The 18,006-nt window shown below is 43.6% G+C and carries 17 protein-coding genes and 1 tRNA gene; 17 read left to right on the top strand and 1 reads right to left on the bottom strand.

The features are described 5' to 3' along the window. Nucleotides 1-2: 2 nt before the first annotated feature. The 9 genes from SST111_RS04765 to SST111_RS04720 all read left to right on the top strand — a co-directional run bounded on the left by SST111_RS04765 (nt 3) and on the right by SST111_RS04720 (nt 10,340). On the top strand, nt 3-458 hold the full coding sequence (locus SST111_RS04765) for an 8-oxo-dGTP diphosphatase (protein ID WP_099810203.1): 456 nt from the start codon (nt 3-5) through the stop codon (nt 456-458). 75 nt (nt 459-533) lie between these two features. Beyond that, a complete protein-coding gene (locus SST111_RS04760) occupies nt 534-794 on the top strand; it encodes a type II toxin-antitoxin system Phd/YefM family antitoxin (RefSeq protein WP_099810202.1) in 261 nt (86 codons plus the stop codon). A 1-nt stretch (nt 795) separates the two neighbouring features. Continuing rightward, a complete protein-coding gene (locus SST111_RS04755; RefSeq protein ID WP_099810201.1) occupies nt 796-1,053 on the top strand; it encodes a Txe/YoeB family addiction module toxin in 258 nt (85 codons plus the stop codon). Between the two features lie 161 nt (nt 1,054-1,214). After that, nucleotides 1,215-2,381 (top strand): MBL fold metallo-hydrolase, encoded by a 1,167-nt coding sequence (locus SST111_RS04745; RefSeq protein ID WP_029186435.1) that lies wholly within the window; start codon nt 1,215-1,217, stop codon nt 2,379-2,381. Between the two features lie 22 nt (nt 2,382-2,403). Beyond that, nucleotides 2,404-3,276 (top strand): 16S rRNA (adenine(1518)-N(6)/adenine(1519)-N(6))-dimethyltransferase RsmA, encoded by an 873-nt coding sequence (rsmA, locus tag SST111_RS04740; protein ID WP_099810200.1) that lies wholly within the window; start codon nt 2,404-2,406, stop codon nt 3,274-3,276. A 202-nt stretch (nt 3,277-3,478) separates the two neighbouring features. Next, nucleotides 3,479-5,209, top strand: coding sequence for a hypothetical protein (locus SST111_RS04735; protein ID WP_180274028.1), 1,731 nt, complete (start codon nt 3,479-3,481; stop codon nt 5,207-5,209). Between the two features lie 12 nt (nt 5,210-5,221). After that, nucleotides 5,222-7,666, top strand: coding sequence for an LTA synthase family protein (locus SST111_RS04730; protein WP_099810198.1), 2,445 nt, complete (start codon nt 5,222-5,224; stop codon nt 7,664-7,666). A 126-nt stretch (nt 7,667-7,792) separates the two neighbouring features. After that, complete coding sequence (locus SST111_RS04725) at nt 7,793-8,659, top strand: helix-turn-helix domain-containing protein (protein WP_099810197.1); 867 nt, start codon at nt 7,793-7,795, stop codon at nt 8,657-8,659. 103 nt (nt 8,660-8,762) lie between these two features. Beyond that, the gene (locus tag SST111_RS04720; protein ID WP_099810196.1) at nt 8,763-10,340 is read left to right on the top strand and encodes an ATP-binding cassette domain-containing protein; all 1,578 of its coding nucleotides are present in this window, start codon (nt 8,763-8,765) and stop codon (nt 10,338-10,340) included. Nucleotides 10,341-10,561: 221 nt separating this feature from the next. Here the strand turns inward: SST111_RS04720 and SST111_RS04715 are convergent. Beyond that, nucleotides 10,562-10,643, bottom strand: a tRNA-Leu gene (locus SST111_RS04715). A 130-nt stretch (nt 10,644-10,773) separates the two neighbouring features. Here SST111_RS04715 and SST111_RS04710 point away from each other — a divergent pair. The 8 genes from SST111_RS04710 (at nt 10,774) to SST111_RS04675 (ending at nt 17,967) form a co-directional block, all read left to right on the top strand. Continuing rightward, nucleotides 10,774-11,451, top strand: a complete 678-nt coding sequence (locus SST111_RS04710) for a recombinase family protein (RefSeq protein WP_099810195.1) — start codon at nt 10,774-10,776, stop codon at nt 11,449-11,451. 236 nt (nt 11,452-11,687) lie between these two features. After that, entirely contained in the window at nt 11,688-12,587 is a 900-nt protein-coding gene (locus tag SST111_RS04705; protein WP_099810194.1) for an LPXTG cell wall anchor domain-containing protein, read from the top strand. Nucleotides 12,588-12,744: 157 nt separating this feature from the next. Next, nucleotides 12,745-13,620 (top strand): ribosome small subunit-dependent GTPase A, encoded by an 876-nt coding sequence (gene rsgA, locus SST111_RS04700; protein ID WP_099810193.1) that lies wholly within the window; start codon nt 12,745-12,747, stop codon nt 13,618-13,620. A gap of 14 nt (nt 13,621-13,634) precedes the next feature. Continuing rightward, complete coding sequence (gene rpe / locus SST111_RS04695; RefSeq protein WP_099810192.1) at nt 13,635-14,294, top strand: ribulose-phosphate 3-epimerase; 660 nt, start codon at nt 13,635-13,637, stop codon at nt 14,292-14,294. Next, a complete protein-coding gene (locus tag SST111_RS04690) occupies nt 14,287-14,919 on the top strand; it encodes a thiamine diphosphokinase (RefSeq protein WP_099810191.1) in 633 nt (210 codons plus the stop codon). Before rpe ends, SST111_RS04690 begins: the two co-directional genes overlap by 8 nt. After that, complete coding sequence (locus tag SST111_RS04685; RefSeq protein ID WP_099810190.1) at nt 14,920-16,158, top strand: DNA recombination protein RmuC; 1,239 nt, start codon at nt 14,920-14,922, stop codon at nt 16,156-16,158. Next, nucleotides 16,148-17,089, top strand: a complete 942-nt coding sequence (locus SST111_RS04680) for a 3'-5' exoribonuclease YhaM family protein (protein WP_099810189.1) — start codon at nt 16,148-16,150, stop codon at nt 17,087-17,089. The genes SST111_RS04685 and SST111_RS04680 overlap by 11 nt, the downstream gene beginning before the upstream one ends. Then, entirely contained in the window at nt 17,089-17,967 is an 879-nt protein-coding gene (locus SST111_RS04675) for an aminoglycoside phosphotransferase family protein (RefSeq protein WP_099810188.1), read from the top strand. Before SST111_RS04680 ends, SST111_RS04675 begins: the two co-directional genes overlap by 1 nt. Nucleotides 17,968-18,006: the final 39 nt, after the last annotated feature.

Here is an 18,006-nt window from a genome sequence, read left to right as displayed (position 1 = left end):
GTATGAGTAGAACAGAGCAAGTCATCCTAACCAATATGTGCATGATTACAGACGGTCAGCGGGTGTTGGTCCAGGATAGGAAATCTGAAAAGTGGCCTGGTGTGACTTTCCCTGGGGGCCATGTCGAGCCAAATGAGTCAATTATTTCCTCTGTCATTCGTGAGGTCAAAGAAGAAACAGGTTTGACAGTATTCAATCTCGAACTCTGTGGCATTCAAAACTGGACGGATCCTACTGACCACTATCGTTATCTAGTATTTTGCTACAAAACTAGCCAGTTTGCAGGAGTTCTCCAATCTTCAGATGAGGGAGAGGTTTTCTGGATTGACTGTGCGGAGCTGAGGGATGTTCAGCTGGCAGACGGTTTTGAATCCATGTTGGAAATCTTTGAACAACCACAGCTGACGGAGAATTTTTACTGGTTTGAAGACGGCGAGTGGAAGGTGGAGAATCGCTAAAGAGTTGTACAATAAGTTTGACAACTCTTTTTTTCTGTGCTATAGTGAGGCTAGAAATGATGAGAGGTATTGCTTATGGAAGCTATTATGTATTCCCATTTTCGAAACCACTTAAAGGACTATATGAAAAAGGTCAATGATGAGTTTGAGCCTTTGGTTGTGGTTAATAAAAATCCAGAGGAAGATATTGTTGTACTCTCAAAGAGTGAGTGGGATAGCTTACAAGAAACCCTTGCTGTTGCCCGGAACGCCTACCTATCTCAGAAAGTCTTGCGTGGTATGGCTCAAGTCAAAGCGGGACAAACCCAAGAACGAAACCTGATAGAGGCAGAGTAGCATGGGAATCCATTTTACAGAGGATGCCTGGGAAGACTATCTTTATTGGCAAGGTCAGGATAAGAAAACACTGAAGAGAATCAATAAGATTATCAAGGATATGCAGCGACATCCTTTTGAAGGTATTGCCAAACCAGAACCTTTGAAGTATGATTATCAAGGTGCCTGGTCAAGAAGGATTGATGCGGAAAATCGGTTGATTTATATGGTGGAGGCTGATCGGTTGTGCATCCTGTCGCTAAAGGATCATTATAAGTAAAGATCGGAATGCCCTTTATCGTGTGGTGAACAACGAAGTTCGTGTCGGTCATCTCTTTGTGACTAAGAGTGACTATGTGAAGTTGTTGAAGTGAGGGGGAGAGATGTCGACGATTACATACATAATTTAATAAAACGAACCTAAATAGGAGGATGCTACTAATGAATTTCGTTAAGAGAGAAATTTTACCAGTTGGTCAAGGTGCTTTTTATTTAGAAACTTTGAGATTGAGAGGAAACGAATATAGAGTTATATATGATTGTGGTTCAGCTACTGATGTAACTTATGTGGAGACTCAAATAAAATCTAACTTAAATAAAGGAGAGACAATTCACGCTGTATTTATATCTCATCTAGATGATGACCATGTGAATGGTTTGAAATTTTTATTAGACTATTGTCGCGTTAAGAATCTATTCTTTCCTTTAATAACCAATCGAGCAAAGCAATTTTATAGGTTAAGAAACCTCATAAATCCTCAATCTCAATTTTTAACTCAATTTATAAATAGTGATGGGAATAGTATTCGAGAGTTAGAGGGGGGCATAGAGGTACAATTACATCCAATTTCTGAAGATGCAAATAGTGAAAATAGAGCAATAGAAGTATCTCAAGTAATACTTGGTAGTAATCACGGAACATTTGAATGGATTTATCTTCCGCATAATTTTCGCGAGGATATGAGAAAACAAATCCTGGATGCAGAGCTAAAAAGATTGAATCTAAGCATGAGTATTTTAGATTCAAAGGGAGAAGTTGACTTACAAAAATTAATAGATTTATGGCAGCTAGGAACAAATACAGATAGATCTGCGCTAAAAAAAGCTTATTATAAAGTTCCTGGAAGTTTAAATGTAAATTCAATGACGTTATATTCGGGAACAAGAGATAGTTCTTATTTTAGGTGTTGCTATAGACCTTATTGTAGGTACAATTGGAAATGTTTGATTTATCCGATAAATGAAAGAAGTTTAGCTCTCAATGGTTGTCTTTATACAGGTGACTATGAAGCTGGTAAATACAGTAAGAATAAAAATAAGTGGGTCAGTTGTAAACAAAAATGGAATTCTATTGAAGTTGTTTATTCTAAGTATTTTAGAAATATAAGCCTTGTTCAAATCCCTCATCACGGATCAAAATATAATTATAATGAGGGGTTTAGAAAGAAAATGAATCACGCAACTTACTTTGTATCAGCCGGAAAAAACAACAGATATCGGCATCCACACAAAGAAGTTGTAATTGATTTAATTTTAAATCAAAAATGTTTTAACATTATAACTGAGGACCCTAATTCAAAAATGATTTATTATTGCACTTGGTTATAAATGTAGTATAGAAAGAACACACATGAGAATCGCAGACAAAAACGTTACTCGTGCCGTCCTGGAACGCCACGGGTTTACCTTTAAGAAATCATTTGGTCAGAACTTTTTGACCGATACCAATATTTTGCAGAAGATTGTGGACACGGCAGAGATTGACCAAGATGTCAATGTCATCGAGATTGGACCCGGCATCGGGGCCTTGACCGAGTTTTTGGCGGAAAATGCTGCTGAGGTCATGGCTTTTGAGATTGATGACCGCCTGATTCCGATTTTGGCGGACACCTTGGGTCGCTTTGACAATGTGACCGTGGTCAACCAAGACATCCTAAAGACCGACCTGCAGACCCAGATTCAGAATTTCAAAAATCCTGACCTGCCGATTAAGGTCGTGGCCAACCTGCCTTACTACATCACTACCCCTATCCTCATGCACCTGATTGAGAGCAAGATTCCCTTCAGCGAGTTCGTGGTCATGATGCAGCGAGAGGTGGCTGACCGCATTTCTGCCGAGCCAAACACCAAGGCCTACGGTAGCCTGTCTATTGCGGTCCAGTACTACATGACTGCCAAGGTGGCCTTCATCGTGCCTCGCACCGTCTTTGTGCCCGCACCAAACGTGGACTCCGCCATTCTCAAAATGGTCCGCCGCGAGCAACCTCTGGTGAGCGTCAAGGACGAAGATTTCTTCTTTCGAGTGTCCAAGGCCAGCTTTGTGCACCGCCGCAAGACCCTATGGAACAACCTGACCAACCATTTCGGCAAGTCCGAAGAAGTCAAGGACAAGCTGACGCAGGCACTTGGCATGGCAGAGCTGGAAGCCAGTGTCCGTGGAGAAGCACTTTCTATGGCTGACTTCGCGCGTTTGTCTGACAGCCTCCAGGAAGTTGGCTTATAAGCAAGTATTGATTGCGGAGAAATCTGCAATCAATATTTATTTTAATGGAAAATTGTTTTCCTATTTGCCTTGTTCGTTGACAGTGGGTGGAAAGCTTGCTATACTGAAATGTGACTAACTTTTGAAAAATATTGTCTGCAAATTGGCAGAATATTTACAAAAACAAGAGAGGGTTTCCCTCTTTTTTTATGAAGGTATCTATATGTTGAAAACTATGCTGAAAAAGCATCCCCATTTAGTAGCCCTAGGCCTATTTGTGGGCTTTTCTTTATTATTGTTGGTTCCCCACTTGCTCACCAAGGGCATGGTGACAGGTGCGGACTTGATTTTCCACTACAATCGTTTCTATGATGCGGCTATGCAGATGAAGGAGGGCAATTTCTCCTATATTATCAGTTTGTATGGCTATCAGCAGTCAGGACGGATTGTCAATGCTCTCTATGGACCTTATTTTGCCTATCTACAGGGAGCCTTGGTACTCTTAAGTGGGACCTGGTTCCGCTATCAGATTTTATCCAATCTTCTCTTGGGAACTCTGAGTGCGACCTCCCTCTATTTCCTCATGCGTGAGGTCAAGGTCAAATATGCTCATTCTATCCTCTTGTCCCTCTTCTTTGTAACCACCTACTCCATTCAGTATTGGTGGGCGACCCAAGGATTTACCAGCTGGGGAGTGGCTCTCTTTCCGCTTTGTTTGATTCCTGCGGTTCGTTTCTTACAGACTAAAAAAGTACCGATATTCCTCATGGCAGGAGCGGTAGGGCTCATGTTGCAGGTTCATATGCTATCGACCTTGTTCTTGGTCATTGCCTATGGTGTACTCTTCCTTATTGGTTGGTGGAAATCAGACCAAAAAATGAAGATTATTGGACAAGTAGCCCTTTCGGTAGGCATTTTCTTGCTTCTGACAATCAACATCTGGTTGCCACTTATTTATATCAACGCGACCAACACTTTGGTGCCACCATTTGTTAACAAGAAGTTTGTCCTCAATACCGTAACCTGGCTCAAAACAGCTTTCTTATACTATCCATACCCATTGCCAATTTTCTTTGGAATCTATCTCTATTTCTTGGTGAAAAATTGGAAGAAACAATCGCTGGTTCTGGGTGGTCTTGCTCTGTCCTACGCAGTGTTTTTGATCTTATCAACCAACCTCTTCCCTTGGCAGTTATTTGCAGGGAAAGGAATTACACTTGTCGAATTGATTCAATTTCCCTTCCGCTTTTTCCTCTACGCTAATGCTCTTTTACTGGCAGTCGTAGGGGTCCAGGTGTCAGGCTTGTCCGAAAAACTGCAGAAAATCTTTTCAGGTGTGGCTCTTGCTTCCTTGCTTGTTTCGGTTGGTTTCCTTTGGAATGAAAGTTTTAAGGAAATCAATGGGCATTACTACAGCGATACCTTCCTGCAAAAACGCATTCATACGACTCTGTACGGTACAACGGAAGAGTTACGGGCTTCTTTCCATTCTAAAGACTTGGGCGAATTTATCCACATTGCTCAGAAATCAACGCCAGACTATGTACCAGACTTGTCAGATAGAACGGAACATATGACCAATGAAGAGTCGGATAATACCTATTTTACCTATCGTGACCAAGTGATTTTACCAAATCAAGACTTTACCAAAGAAGTTGATGGCAATCAGCTGGTGGTGACTTGGACGGCGTCTGAAGCAGAAGAAACTGCTGTGCCAATCATTGTCTACCAAGATAGTCAGCTCGTTTTGAATGATCAAGTCTTGGATAGAGAAGAAATGGAGCTTTCCACTATTGGTGTGCCAAGGGTTACCAGCCAAAGAGGGCAGAATACCCTTATCCTATCCTACAAGCAACAGTGGTGGTTATGGCCAGTTATCATTATCAGTTTGACTGGATGGCTACTATGGCTGACTTACTATGTCTTTGCCTACCGAAAATCAAATCTTTCCTAAGAGAGAAATGTTATGAAACAAATCAATCCCAAGGCAAGCAAGCAATTCATTCTGGTCATGGTCATGACTGTTTTGCTGGCGATGGGACGGGCCCTCTTGCTAAGCGGTGTATCTTTTCCGCTTTGGTTTATTCCTCTGCCCTTGCTTGCCTATCTTATTTTTACCTTTTACGTATTGGTCTTGCTTAATAAATATGAGAAGTTTGTAAAGACCAAAACCTTTGCCAAGTATGTCGGCTATTTTCTAGTTTTTCTATATCTTGTCAATCTGGTCTATCGAATCAATGCCAAGAAGTATCAACCCTGGAATATTTTCCGTAATAATCTCTTTCAGTTTGAACTTCTATTGATGTTGCTTCTTCCAGTATTGTTGGCATTTTTGTGGCGGAAGAATGGTCGCATCCGAGATACATTAAGCAAGTGGTCGGCCAGTCATCTGGTGCCTGATAGCTATTTGCTCTTGACCAGCTTACTTTCACTCAGTCCGTTGGCTATTTCTTACTGGAAAGATAGCCATTATGAGAGTTTGGTTGAAAATGGCTCCTATGTGGAATTTTTTAGTCAGACACCCTTGTTTGCACCCATTCATTTTATAGGGACCTACATTTTTCTTCGCTATCTTCATAAGGCATTTGTAGAGTTTAAGGACAATCGGACCAATGTCCACAGTATGCTCTTTATCAGCTTGGCACTGGCTACGCTATCGCATATTGGTTATCAGGCTTCTATGGCTGGGGGAACGGGCTCTTATTTCACACGCCACCTCTTTCCAGGAGCCATTGTCTTCCAGATTGCCTGTCTATTTTTCCTCAATGTCATCATTAGCTTGGTTATCAACCGTCAAATCTTATCAGTTGCTGTTATTGCTGCTTTAAATGTGACCTTGATTGCGGCCAATTTTCTCAAATTCCGCTACCGTTCGGAGCCAATGACCCCCAACGATTTCAAATGGATTGGAAACATGGGGATGATTCTCAGCTTTATCAGTCTGCGAATTGTTTTAATATCGCTCGTCTTTTTGGTCATCCTATTCTTTGTTTACAGGCGAATTCATAAGAAATACTTCCAAGGACAGATTGTCAAATCCATCTGGAAACGGCTGGCAGGAATTTCAGTCATTGTTTCCCTAATTTTGGGAATGGGTTGGGCGATTCGCAACGAGAAAGATCATAAGATTGTTGGCTGGGTTCCTATTCTTTCTCAGGTCAATAACTGGCGTAACGTAGACTGGAAGGGTTATGCCTTTGTGGCGCGCTATCGCACCCTATCCTTCCTCTGGTTGCAACAGCTCAGCAAGACCAGTATGGAAAAGCCTGAAAATTACTCTGAGAAGACCATGAAGGCTATTGTGAAGAAGTACACCGCCTTGGCTGAGGAAATCAATGCAGAACGGACAGGTCAATTGACTGACCAGACGGTAATCTACATTCTTAGTGAGAGTTTGGCTGACCCGCGTCGGATTCCCGGTGTAACCCTTAGTCAAAATGTCCTTCCAAATATTGAGTACATCATGAGTCAGACTACCAGTGGCTTGATGAAGAGTGACCACTTTGGTGGTGGGACTGCCAATATTGAGTTTCAGGTTTATAGTGGTTTGCCATTTTACAATTATAATTCTTCTATTTCGTCAGTCTATTTGGATGTAGCACCAAATATGAAGAAGTTGCCAAGTATCAGCGACCTCTATCCAGCAGATAATCGTATCGCCATCCATCCTTACTACGATACCAGTTACAACCGAAATTCTATCTATAAGCAGCTGGGGATTGAGCAATTCTACACTCTCAATAGTGCCAAGTATCCTCTTACTGTGACGGCTGAGGATTATCAGGGGAATTTTGTCAGTGACAAGAAGACCTATGACTTGATTTTGGAGCAGGTACGTTCAGGAACGAATACATTCGTTTCTGCCATTACCATGCAAAACCATGTGCAGTGGAACTCTGCTGAGCCTGCAAGTATTACAGCTTCGGGTGAGGGCTTCACGGCTGAGGAAAATGAAAACTTGACCAGCTATGTTCGCCTCCTATCCTTTACGGATCAGGCAACAAGGGATTTTCTAGACCAGCTTAAGACCTTGGATAAGAAAGTGACAGTTGTTTTTTACGGTGACCACCTACCGGGTTTATATCCAGAGTCTGCCTTCGTGACGGACCCAAGTGCGCAGTACAAGACAGATTATTTCGTGTGGAGTAATTTTGATACAGCGAAATACAATTATGAGCTAGTTAACTCTAGCGACATGAATGCACTGATGCTGGAGACGACCAATAACAAGGTCAGTCCTTACTACGCTCTCTTGACGGAAGTGCTCCACAAGGACCGTGTAGGGCAGGTTGAACGGGATGCAACAGTCGCAGAAGAACTCAAACTGGTCCAATATGACCTATCCACAGGAAAAGGCTACCTTTTGAAATACAAAGATTTTTTCAAAGTAGCGACTGAAACGACAGAATAAAAATAGACCAAGTCAGATAGCTGGCTTGGTTTCTTCTTTATGTGAAAACACACACAAACATGGGGAGTTGTGGTATAATAATTATGTTTACAAATGATTTTTTAATCGTGAGTGTAGAGGTAAAGAATGAATCGTTTTGGTAGGACATTAAAATTGATAAGAGAGGGAAAGGGGAAGAGTTTGGCGGAGGTCGCCAAGGGACATATTTCTACTTCTCAACTTTCTCGGTTTGAAAATGGGGAATCCGACATTACTGTTAGTAAATTATTTGGTGTGCTGGCGGAAATGAATGTGGATGTGGACGAGTTCGTGTATGCTAGTCAGGATTTCAAAAAAGATGAGCTGACTAGAATTTTGGAACAACTAAAACAATCCATCTATATCAGAGATGTTGTAACCATAAAGAAAATCTTGTCTGAACAATTAGCAAAAGCAGAAAGAGATTCTCGTAGGGAGTTTCATCGGTTGAATGCTATTTTAATCGCGTATAAACTGAGCGACTTAGATAAGACAGTAGTTGTTTCGAAAGAAGATACAGCCTTTTTAACGGATTACCTATTTCGAGTGGACAACTGGAGTTATTACGAACTCTTACTATTTGCCAATACCATGGATGAATTAGAACACCAGACTATGATGCTTTTTTGCAGGGAACTAATTGGCCGTACACAGTTTTATCGTGAAATGAAACTACATCGATTGGCAGTTTCTCAAATTTTACTTAGTGCCTATCTCGTCAGCGTTCAACATAAGGAACTTGCCGACGCAATCTTTCTTGAAAAGACCATCAAAGGTCTGTTTTTCGATGAAACGGAAATTTTTGAACGGATTTTGTTTAAATTTGGTAGGGCTTTTTATGATTATCGAAAAACAGGAAGTGTCAATGCTATTTTGGAGATGAGAAAGTGTATCGGACTTTTACGAGCGGTCGATAGCCAGAATATAGCAGATTGGTATGAAACGATACTTGAAAAAATAGCGAATGAGAAATAGTTGCATATAGGGGACGTATGGAAACAGCTCCAATTCCTATTCTATAATATAGATGAAAGCGACCAAATGTTTGCTTAGAAATCTATCAAACAGTGGAGGAGAAATGAAAAAGAGGAATTTTTGGCTAACCTTATCTTGTATTTTTGCAGTAGCCCTGCTCAATGTTGGCTTTCTGTACCAATATCGCTATATTATTGATGCTATTGCAGCCAGAGATAGACAGGCCTTTGTGTCCTATTTTGTGCTGATGGGGCTAACTGTCCTTGTCATGCTGGTCTTTGAATACATTCGTCAAATTGCCAATGTCAGCTATCTCAATCAAGTAGGTTTCCAATTGCAGGCGACCTTTATTGGGAAAATGTTTGATTTACCTTTTAGGCGGTTTGTTGAGCAGGGGGCAGGGGCCTATATTTCCCAGCTCAATAATGATTTGGAGACGGTGAAAGAAGATTATTACGACGCCTTCTTTACGATTTTTCAAGGGGCTTGTACCTTTGGTATTGCCAGTCTAGCCTTGCTTAGCTTGGATGGTCTGACCGCTATTTTCTTGATTCTGATCTCATTCTTGCCAGTTGTGATTCCCTATTTGTTTAAAAAGTGGAGGAGGCTCAATCAGGAGGCGATTTCGGACAGTCAGCAGGTCTATAATACAAGGGTTTCAGATGTCTTTCTGAGTTATTTGCAAGTGAAAAATAGCCGCCAAAGACAGCAAGTTTTAGATGGACTGAATGATCGCTATCAAGCAGTCAATGACAAGGTCAATCAGGCCAATCGAACGACAGTAACCATGCGGCTCTTAGTCGGTTTGGTCTTTTATCTGACCACTCTTTCGATTATCTTTATCGGTGGTTTTCAAGTCTTTTCTGGGGCTTTGACCATCGGTGGCTTGACAGCTATTCTGACCATTTCAGAGCAGTTGGTGGATCCCATTAATAGCATTGCGGCAGCTTTTTTGGACAGGCATGCCGTTAAGGAATTGAAACAAGAGTTTGAGCTATCTACTTGGGGTCAAGAAACGAAGGGACAGGAACTAGCTTCAGCTTTCCAGAGCATGCAACTGGTCAAGGCTAGTTATGCTATCGGTGATAAGCAGGTCTTTGCAGACCTGACAGTAGCGTTTGAACGTGGCAAGAAGTATTTAATTCTTGGGGAAAGTGGTTCTGGCAAATCTTCCTTGGCTCTTATTTTGACCAAGAATAGCCAACTGCAAGAAGGGGATATTTACTTTGATAAAACCTCTCTTTCAGACTTGTCCTACCAAACCATTCAAGACAAGATTGCCTATCTGCCACAAGAGGGAGCTCTTTTCCATGATACTGTTCTTTACAACTTGACCATGGGACGGGAGGTTTCAGAAGATAGGCTGATGTCACTCATTAAGACCATGAAACTTGACAGTCGTTTCCCAAGTTATGCCTCTTTGAGCGAGGAAATTAGTGATGATAGCGGACTGTCTGGCGGACAAAAGCAGCGCCTGCTCTTGATTCGTGCCTTGCTACAAGATAAGGATATCTTGTTGCTGGATGAAAGTCTGTCTGCCTTGGATCAGGAAACCTATACAGTAATTGAAGCCTGCCTTACCTCACTAGCTGATAAGACGCTCATTCATATTTCCCACCGTGTGTCCGATGAGATTCTTTCTCGTTATGATGGGGTGGTACGGATTGGGGAGAGTAATTAATACTCTTCGAAAATCAAAATCAGACCTTGTTGACTTGAAACAAAATAGAACAGGGTTCTATCTGCGTAAGTAGAAACGAACTACGTTCGCTCTATCTCCAACCTCCAAAGGTTCCCCAAACCTTTGGAGCTAGTCTGATTTTGATTTTCATTGAGTATGAGTGAGAAGATATAAAAATGACCCCAAGTCATCAACTCTGACTTGGGGTTTCTCGTTTATCATGCGGAGGAAGGGATTTGAACCCTCACACCCGATGGGCACATGCGCCTGAAGCATGCGTGTCTGCCGTTCCACCACCTCCGCTTGTTTTTTATTATACTATTTTTTTCTTGACTTGGCTAGGGGAAAATGGAATGATTATCAAACCATGATCACATGTTCATCAGACCTTTTATACCAACCCCCGCTACAATAGTAGAACAAGGAGGAAAATATGAAGAGAATCATCAAGCAATACCAAGAAAAAGGATCTGTTGTCATTGGCTACGCTCGTGTGAGTTCGAGGGACAATCGGCAAGAACTGGGGCTAGAAGTGCAAAAAGAAGCCCTACACTTCTGTGACAGACTCTACATGGAAAAGGAATCGGGAGGTCATCAAGACCGCCCACAACTTCAAAAAGCTATCAAGCTAGCCAAAGCCTGTGCTGAAAGCGGGATAGAGACCAGTTTTGTAGTCTATAAGCTAGACCGCCTAACCAGAAAGATGCTCCATCTGTCTGCTATCATCTCAGACTTGACCAGCCATCAGATCCGCCTGCAATCCATCCACGAACAAATCGAAACTGACTCGCTGACAGGCAGGTTCTTCTGCCTCATGCTGGGCTATGTGGCAGAATGGGAACTCCAAGCCATTTCTGACCGTACCAAAGACGGTCTGCGTAAGGCCAGAGAACGTGGTGTAAAATTGGGCAATAAGGGTATTTCAAAATCAAAAGAAAAACAAGTGATTCAGAGCTATGTGGTAGAAGAAACAACTATCCGAGACATGGTCAACCAGTTGAATATTTCAACAGCGACCATCTATCAGGTCTTAAAACGAAATAATATCACATTTCGTCGTCAAAAAGCACATAATTCTTTGACAGAAACAGGAGAAAATGATAAACTGTAAGCGAATATATGTGTTTTAGCAAACGGTCGTTTGGTAAAACAATCAAAGTTGTCAATAGAAAATATTCAAAATGCTGATTTGACGGGCTTTTCAAGCCTTATCAAGTTGGCATTTTTTTGATTTTTCTATGTTTTAGTTAACGACCCTTAACTAAAACAGGTACAAACCCTATTGTAGCAGGGGTTTATAAGAGGTTTAAAAGAAAGGAAAGGTCGATAAGACCTTAGGAAAATTGAATGCAAGCAAAAAAATTTGCTAAATGGGGCCTTGCCCTTACTTCAACCCTTGTTTTGGGTGGTGTGGTTGCTCCTGTGGGCGGGCAGTTACTGAATGCGCCTAGCGTTGTTTACGCTCAGGAGAAAACTGCCACGGCTAATGTTGTATCGTATCATCCTAGTGGGGTTTTAGGTCAATACCAAGATATTATCCCTCTAGGTGGCTCTAAAACGTATACCGCACCAGTTTTTGACGGTTGGGAGGTTTATGCGGCAGGTGCATATTCAGCAAACTTCTCTTGGACTGTAAAAGGAGTGGATTCTGTAACTTTACCGGAAGGATTTACAGAGGAGTCTGTATTGGTTGAGTTTTATTATAAACCAATGCAAATACGGCCTACAGAACAACCAGCCGAACAACCAGCCGACCAGCCAGTTGAACAACCAACAGAGCAACCAGCCGACCAGCCAGCTGAACAACCAACTGAACAACCAGTTGAACAGCCAACTGAACAGCCAGCTGAAGTTCCAACTGAACAACCAGCTGACCAGCCAGTTGAACAACCCGTTGAAAAACCAGCTGAAGTTCCAGTTGAGCAACCCGTTGAACAACCAGCCGACCAGCCAGCTGAACAACCAGTTGACACTCCGACAGACAAACCAGTTGAACAGCTAACAGATGCCTCTTCCTTAACTGACCAGACAGCTGGCAAGGTTCAAGCAGTGACAGCAACTGATAAGAAAACGGTAGACAAGTCCGCTCCAAGCACTCCTGCTGTTAAACCACAGGAAGTATCACAACCTGTTGTCAAAAACCTGCCAAAAACAGGTGATAGCAGCTCTATGCTCCTAGTCTTAGAGGGCGTCTTGTCCGGTCTTTCAGGTCTGGGATTAGCTGCCACATCACGCAAAAGAGACTAGTCCATCTATGTATACCAAGAAAGCTCTCGTTTGAGGGCTTTTCTAGTGCACATATTCCCATTGGCAAGAAAATACTAGCTGTGCAGGATTTGGCTTTGCTCCCTTTTTCCTAGGAAATTTGGTATAATAGGAACAAGCACATACAAAGGAGTCTTCATTGCAAGGAAGAATTATCAAGGCCTTGGCAGGTTTTTACTATGTCGAGGCAGATGGACAGATTTATCAAACCAGAGCCAGAGGAAATTTTCGTAAGAAAGGCCAAACACCCTACGTGGGTGATTTTGTGGACTTTTCTGCGGAGGAAAATTCAGAAGGCTATATATTAAAGATTCATGAGCGGAAGAATAGTTTGGTTCGACCTCCTATCGTCAATATCGATCAGGCAGTGGTTATCATGTCGGCCAAGGAACCTGATTTTAATGCCAATCTACTGGATCGTTTCCTAGTTCTCCTTGAACAGAAGGATATGGATCCCATTATCTATATCTCTAAGATGGACTTGGTGGAAGATTGGGCGGAGATGGATGCCTTCAAGACTATCTATGAGAAAATTGGCTATCCATTTGTCTATAGTTTGGAGGAATTGACACCATTATTGCAGGATAAGGTGACGGTCTTTATGGGGCAGACAGGGGTTGGTAAGTCGACTCTTCTCAATCGCATTGCGCCAGAATTAGCCTTGGAAACAGGGGCGATTTCAGATAGTCTGGGGCGGGGTCGCCATACCACTCGTGCGGTCAGTTTCTACAATGTCTTCGGTGGGAAAATTGCGGATACGCCAGGTTTTTCATCCCTAGACTATGAAGTCAAGGAGGCAGAGGCTCTGACAGATTGTTTCCCAGAAATTGCGGAAGCCAGCCAGGACTGCAAATTTAGGACCTGTACCCATACCCATGAGCCGGATTGTGCGGTCAAGGAAGCTGTTGCCAGCTCTGCCATTTCCCAAAGTCGCTTTGACAATTATCTCCAATTCCTCAGCGAAATCCAAAATCAGCGTGAAACCTATACTAAGGTAAGTAAGAAATTCAAATAGAAAGTTGGTACTCTATGTCACATTATAAGATTGCACCGTCTATTTTGGCGGCAGATTATGCAAATTTTGAAAAAGAGCTCAAGCGTCTAGAAAAGACAGGTGTGGAGTATGTGCACATTGATGTCATGGACGGTCACTTTGTGCCAAATATTAGCTTTGGGGCGGATGTGGTTGCGGCTATGCGTCCTCATAGCAAGCTGGTTTTTGATTGCCATCTCATGGTGTCCAATCCTGAAAATCATATTGAGACTTTTGCTCGAGCAGGTGCGGATATCTTGACTATTCATGCAGAAGCAACGGTTCACTTGCATGGAACGCTACAAAAAATCCGTGCTGCTGGTATGAAGGTGGGTGTGGTCATCAATCCAGGAACTCCTCTTTTGACCATTGAGCCTGTGCTCAACTTGGTGGATCAGGTTCTGCTCATGACGGTCAACCCAGGTTTTGGTGGACAAGCCTACATACCAGAAGTGGCTGAGAAGATTGCAGATTTGGTTAAATTGCGTGAAGCCAAGGGCTTGACCTTTGACATCGAAGTGGACGGCGGAATTGACGACAAGACCATTCATTCAGCCAAAAATGCGGGTGCCAATGTCTTTGTGGCAGGGTCCTATCTCTTCAAAGGAGACTTGGATGCCAACGTTGCCAAATTGAGAGCAGCCCTCAATGATTAAGATTGCTGTCATTGCAGGCGGTTCCTTTGACTGCCTTCCTGAGCCTGCCGACCTCTATGTGGGGGTAGATGCAGGCTCTCTTCGTCTATTGGACCATTCCCTGCCTCTTGACTGGGCCATCGGTGATTTTGACTCGGTGACCTCGGAGGAGTTGGGGCGGATAAGGGAGATGGCAGAGCGGTTTCTGCAAGCTCCTGCTGAAAAAGATGATACAGATTTGGAGCTGGCTTTAAAGGAAATCTTCAAGGCCTATCCGCAGGCTCAGGTCCGTATCTACGGAGCCTTGGGTGGACGCATGGATCACATGATGGCCAATCTCTTTTTGCCAGCTGAGCCAGACTTGGCTGCCTTTATGGAGCAGATTGAATTGGTGGACAGTCAGAACGTCGTCCGCTTTCGACCTGCAGGTCAGCACCGTTTGTCACCGATTGCTGGTATGAAGTACATTTCCTTTATGCCGTCAGACCAAAGCCGCCTGACCATTCGCCATGCCAAGTACCCGCTGGATGCCAGCAATTATTTTTTCAAAAAATGCTATTCCTCTAACGAATTTATAGATAGGGACATAGACATTCAACTGGATCAGGGCTACGTGGTCCTGATCTACAGTAAGGACAAGGATTAGATGGATATTGTACTACTTATTTTGCTGATACTGGTCTTGGTGGCCTTAGTTTTTCTTTATGGAAAATGGCAGAGCTTGGCCCTGCTTTTGCAAGATCAAGCCGAAGATACAGCAGACAACTTGTCTGATCAGCTCAGCTATCAACTAGAAAATGCTACCCTCAAACAGCAGCAAGCCATTCATCAGGAGGTGGAAAGACTCCGCACGGAGCTTTACCAACAGCTAACCGACATCCGTCAAGAGCTGAGTAAGAGCCACCTGGAAACGCGAGATGCTACCGACCGCCGTTTGCAGGCCATTCAGGAGTCAAATGAAAAACGCCTGGAAGAAATGCGGCAAACAGTCGAGGAAAAGCTGGAGAAAACCCTGCAAACCCGCCTACAAGCCTCCTTTGAAACAGTGTCCAAGCAGTTGGAATCGGTCAATCGTGGTCTGGGTGAAATGCAGACGGTGGCGCGTGATGTGGGTAGTCTTAATAAGGTGCTGTCTGGCACCAAAACCCGTGGTATCATGGGTGAATTGCAGCTGGGACAGATTATCGAGGATATTTTGACACCTAGCCAATATGAGCGAGAGTTTGCCACAGTTTCAGGCTCTAGTGAGCGTGTGGAGTATGCGGTCAAGCTACCGGGACGGACCGAGGGAGACTATATCTACTTGCCAATCGATTCCAAGTTTCCGCTGGCGGACTATTATCGCTTGGAAGATGCCTACGAAAGTGGGGACAAGGACCAGATTGACCTCCATCGCAAAAATCTCCTGGCAGCTATCAAACGTTTTGCCAAGGACATTCAGAGCAAGTACCTCAATCCGCCTGAAACGACTAACTTTGGTGTGCTCTTTCTGCCAACCGAAGGGCTGTATTCAGAAGTGGTCCGCAATCCCATTTTCTTTGATGACCTACGCCGTCAGGAAAATATCGTGGTAGCAGGACCGACCACGCTTTCTGCCCTGCTCAATTCCCTCTCCGTTGGCTTTAAGACCCTCAACATTCAACGGTCGGCCGATGATATTTCCAAGGTATTGGGCAATGTCAAGCTGGAATTTGGCAAGTTTTCTGACCTCTTACTTAAGGCTCAGAAACAACTCAATCAGGCTAGCAGCAATATTGACAAACTCCTAACCACTCGCACCAACGCTATCGAACGTAGTCTTCGTACCATTGACCTGTACGAAGATGACCAAACCAAGGGACTGCTTGGCTTGTCCCCATTAGATGAGGAAGACAATGAAAATTAACCAAATGAAAAAAGATGAATTCTTCGAAGGATTTTATCTTATTAAAACAGCTGATGTCCGTCAAACACGGGCTGGAAAAGATTACCTAGCTCTGACCTTCCAGGATGATACAGGTGAGATTGAAGGCAAGGTCTGGGATGCCCAGCCAGGGAAAATCAAGGATTTTACTGCTGGGACAGTTGTTCACGTGCAGGGACGCCGTGAAGTTTATAACAATACCCCGCAAGTCAATCAATTGGTTCTCCGTTTGCCAAAAGCTGGCGAACCCAACGACCCTGCTGATTTCAAGGAAAAGCCACCTGTGGATGTTAAGGAAACCAAGGACTATCTGAGTCAGATGATTTTCCGTATTGAAAATGCCACTTGGCAACGGATTGTACGTGCTCTTTACAGCAAGTACGACAAGGAGTTTTATTCCTATCCAGCTGCCAAGACCAATCACCATGCCTTCTATTCAGGCTTGTCCTTCCATACGGCGACCATGGTCCGCTTGGCAGATAAAATTGGCGACATCTATCCTCAGCTCAATAAGAGCCTGCTCTTTGCAGGAATCATGCTGCATGACCTAGCCAAGGTGATTGAACTGACAGGACCTGATAACACAGGCTACACTGTCCGTGGCAATCTGATTGGGCACATTTCCCTGATTGATGAAGAGATTACCAAGGTCTTGATGGAATTGGGCATCGATGACAGTCTGGAGGAAGTGACTGTTCTGCGTCACGTTATCCTCAGCCATCACGGCCTCTTGGAGTATGGAAGCCCAGTCCGTCCGAAGATTATGGAGGCGGAAATCCTCCACATGATTGACAATATCGATGCGGAAATGATGATGATGCTATCGGCCTTGGACAAGGTCGGCCCAGGCGAGATGACCAACCGCATCTTTGCCATGGATAACCGCGCCTTCTATAAGCCAGATATCGACTGATGGCAGTTAGGATAGTGTCTCGACAGCCCCTCACCAAAGGCTGGTCCACGGACCAAAAGTACAAGGTCCAGCTGGAAGATGGTCGCCTTGGTCTTTTGAGAATAGCAGAGCGGCCAGCCTATGAGGCTAAGCAAGCAGAATTTCGATTGGTTCAAAGCTTGTTTGGACAAGACTTGCCTGTGGCAGAGCCACTAAGTTTTTGGGCGGATGAAGAGTCGGTCTATACTCTTTATGAATGGATGGAAGGTCAGGATATGAATGACTTGGCTGCTAGTCTGACAGAACAAACCTTATATGAATTGGGCTGTCAGTCAGGGAAGTTTTTGCGAATCTTGCATGCCCTACCGATTGATCAAAGTCAGCGAGACTGGAACAGTTTTTATCAGGCTAAGATTGACAATAAATTAACTGCCTACCAAGCAGCTAGTCATTCCTATCCAAATGGTCAAGCTATGATAGACTTTGTTCAGGCCAATCGTCACATGCTGGCAGGAAGACCGATTGCCTACCATCATGGAGATTTTCACACAGGTAACTTCCTACTGGGTGCGGATGGGAAACTGAAAATATTAGACTTTGATCGCTACGACATAGGAGACCCCTGGGAAGAATTCAACCGTTCGATTTTCACGGCTGATTTGTCGCCAGCCTTTGCGCGTGGTCAGTTGGATGCCTACTTTGAAGGGGTTATTCCAGAGGAATTTTGGAGACTCATGGCTCTTTATGTAACAGTAAATAGTCTAGGCGCTCTTTCTTGGGCAGAGCGCGTAGATCCCCTCCAAATCCCCTTGATGCAGGAACAGGCAGCCACCATCTCAGAATGGTATGCGGACTTTACTCGCTGGATTCCAACGTGGTATCTACAAGTTTATAGCTAAATACGAAAAAGCGAACTTTTTCAAGAAAAAAGGTTCGCT

Source organism: Streptococcus suis YS161 (genome assembly GCF_002760245.1).
In the GTDB taxonomy this organism is placed as follows: domain Bacteria; phylum Bacillota; class Bacilli; order Lactobacillales; family Streptococcaceae; genus Streptococcus; species Streptococcus suis_I.
Note: the sequence above shows the minus strand (reverse complement) of the source record. Positions and strands in the feature narration are given on the sequence as shown.